The 2,787-nt window shown below is 31.6% G+C and carries 4 protein-coding genes; all 4 read right to left on the bottom strand.

What is annotated here, in order from left to right; genetic code table 11:
- Positions 1-293: 293 nt before the first annotated feature.
- The 4 genes from ACQCX0_RS01955 to ACQCX0_RS01940 are packed head-to-tail and all read right to left on the bottom strand — an operon-like array spanning position 294 to position 2,743.
- Positions 294-716 carry a disulfide bond formation protein B gene (locus ACQCX0_RS01955; protein ID WP_462562473.1) on the bottom strand — a complete coding sequence of 141 codons (423 nt, stop codon included), beginning with the start codon at positions 714-716 and terminating at the stop codon, positions 294-296.
- 6 nt (positions 717-722) lie between these two features.
- The gene (locus ACQCX0_RS01950; RefSeq protein WP_462562472.1) at positions 723-959 is read right to left on the bottom strand and encodes a hypothetical protein; all 237 of its coding nucleotides are present in this window, start codon (positions 957-959) and stop codon (positions 723-725) included.
- Positions 956-1,546, bottom strand: a complete 591-nt coding sequence (locus ACQCX0_RS01945; protein WP_462562471.1) for a YqaA family protein — start codon at positions 1,544-1,546, stop codon at positions 956-958. Before ACQCX0_RS01945 ends, ACQCX0_RS01950 begins: the two co-directional genes overlap by 4 nt.
- 9 nt (positions 1,547-1,555) lie before the next feature.
- On the bottom strand, positions 1,556-2,743 hold the full coding sequence (locus tag ACQCX0_RS01940; RefSeq protein ID WP_465029868.1) for a phosphoglycerate kinase: 1,188 nt from the start codon (positions 2,741-2,743) through the stop codon (positions 1,556-1,558).
- Between the last annotated feature and the right edge of the window lie 44 nt (positions 2,744-2,787).

Below are 2,787 nucleotides of genomic sequence, written 5' to 3'. Positions count from 1 at the left end.
GCATACGAGATCGGTCTCGGCATTCCTGCTGAACCGCTCTTCCGATCTATCTACAAAAGTTAATAATTTTGTCTATGTGCTTATGCAAATCTGTGTTAATTTTTAAGTCTTTTTGTAAATTTTTTCTTAGTAAGGGAAAAAAGAAAGGTAGAATAAAGTATAAACTTAGAGTACATAAAAAAGCTATCCAGTTATTATACCAGATAAAATAAAAACCAATAACTTCTAAGATTAATAACAAAACTATTATAAAAGGAAAACTTTGTTTAAGGCTACGATATAACAGGATTTTTTTAAACATTCTTTCTGCCATAAATTAGGATATAAATTAAAATTACTAGGGATACCAGTAAATTATAAAAAGAAAGCGGAATAGAGAGAATGTTAAATTCTATAATACCACAGTTAGGTATGGTAGTTGCTAGACTCTCTTCAAAACTTAAGAGCATAATATTACAACTCTGAGTATTATTTAAAATATTATATTGTAATAATAATTGGTACATTGCTATTAGCATAGCAAGGCTAAGTAGTCCTAAAATTAGGTTTACTAAGAGTTTAGGATAGTTTTTTAGTGTTAAAGAAATGCCTAGAATAACAAACCAGATAATTCGTTGATAAGCACAAAGTTCACAGGTAGAAATATGCCAAAACATCTCAATAAGATTAGTTCCTAATAAGGTTAAGAGTGCGGTTAATTGAATTATAATCAACATAATATTTTATTTTCTTTTAAATAAACTTACGATAATATTAATGAGAACTAAAGTTGTAGAAATAATTACCATCAAACTTAAGCCAAAAATTATTTTCATAAAAGAAACTAATCCTTCAGAAGAAGGGTTAAACAATCCTAAACTAATAAAAGTGGTGCGTAGAGTTTCGTTAGATAAAGCATTAATTAGCAATAAAAGCATTATTAAAAGAATTATGGTAAAAATAATTAGTTTAGTTTTCATATTCTTTGAACTATTAATATTACTATTATGATTATTACAATCCCTATTCCTAAGGTAATTTTACCTAAATGTTGTTCTATGATCGGTTGAACTTTAGCTTCAAAAAGTTTTATAAAAAAAGCTACTAAAAAAAATCTTAGACTTCTAGATAAAGCCGACATGATTATGAACCAGTAAAAATCCATTTTTATAAAACCACTAATAATAGTAGCAACTTTATACGGTAGGGGAGTAAACCCTGCAATAAAAACCGATAAATTTCCGTATTGTTGATAAAAACTAGTAAACTGCTGAAAATATCCCTCATAGTGAAAATAAGCAATAATCCTTTCCCCAAAAAGACCAAAAAACCAATATCCTATTAAATAGCCAAAAATACCACCTAAAACTGAACATACAGAGCAAATAAAAGCTAAACGAAAAGCTTTTTTTGGGTTGGCAAAGACTAAAGGAATGAGTAAGGCATCAGGGGGTATTACAAAAAAAGAACTCTCAGTAAAAGCTACAACTGCTAGAGCATAAGTAGAATATTTACTTTGACAGTAAGACAGTACTTTTTGATATAATTTTAATAAATAATTATGCATTCTGAAGAATTATTTTTTTATTAATACAGCCACACCAGGTAGCGGTTTTCCTTCCAACCATTCTAGGAAGGCACCTCCTGCTGTGGAAATATAAGTAAAATCATTATAAACACCCGCTTGTTGTAATGCTGATACCGTATCACCACCGCCGGCAATGCTTTTTAATTTGCCAGTTTTAGTTAGTCTTGCAGCAAATAGGGCTACTTCGTTAGTAGCAGTATCAAAGGGTTTTACTTCAAATACTCCTAAAGGACCATTCCATAATAAAGTTTTTGAGAGTTCTAACACCTTTTGGAAATTCTCAATACTTAAGGGTCCGGCGTCAAAGATTTCAAAATTAGGATCTAAGGCTCCTGTAGCAACAATTTTGATTGGGGTGTTAGATTTTAATTCGGTAGCAGAGCGAGAATCTACAGGTAAGACAATCTCACAACCTGTTTGTTTAGCTTCTGCAATAATTTTTAAACACTCCTCTTTCATTTCGTGTTCACATAAAGATTTGCCAATACCAACCCCTAAAGCATTTAAGAAAGTATTTCCCATACCACCTCCGATAATTAAGTAATCTACTTTTTTAATTAAGTTATACAGTACTGCTAATTTAGTGGAAATTTTTGCTCCCCCTACTAAAGCTACTACCGGTTTATCAGGATTCCCAAGAGCTGCCTCTAATGCTTCTAATTCTGCCTGCATTAAACGTCCTGCAACAGAGGGCAAAAGGTGTGCTAATCCTTCTGTTGAAGAATGTGATCTATGGGCTGCAGAAAAAGCATCATTCACATAAATTTCCCCAAGAGCTGCTAATTGTTTAGTAAATTCAGGAGAATTTTCACTTTCCTCTTTGTGAAATCTTACATTCTCTAACATAATAATATCACCGTTTTGCATAGCATCAATTGCTTGTTTAGGTTTCCCCCCGATGCAATCCTCAATAAATTTTACCGGTTTTTCTAAAGATGTAGCTATAGCCTCAGCAATTGGTTTTAGGGTAAACTTCTGCTCAAAACCTGTACCTTTGGGTCTACCTAAATGGGACAGTACAATTACTTTTGCTTGTTTTTCTGAGAGTTCTTTAATAGTAGGAGAACTTCTGATAATTCTTTCTAAATTAGTGATTTTACCATCTTGCATAGGAACATTTAAATCTACTCTTATTAAGACTTTTTTACCTTCTACTTTAAGATTATCTAAGGTTATAAAATTGTTAGATCGGAAGAGCGTCGTGTAGGGAAAGAGTGTAG

The organism is Candidatus Hepatincolaceae symbiont of Strigamia maritima (assembly GCF_055505085.1).
This window is presented reverse-complemented; position numbering and strand designations above follow the sequence as displayed.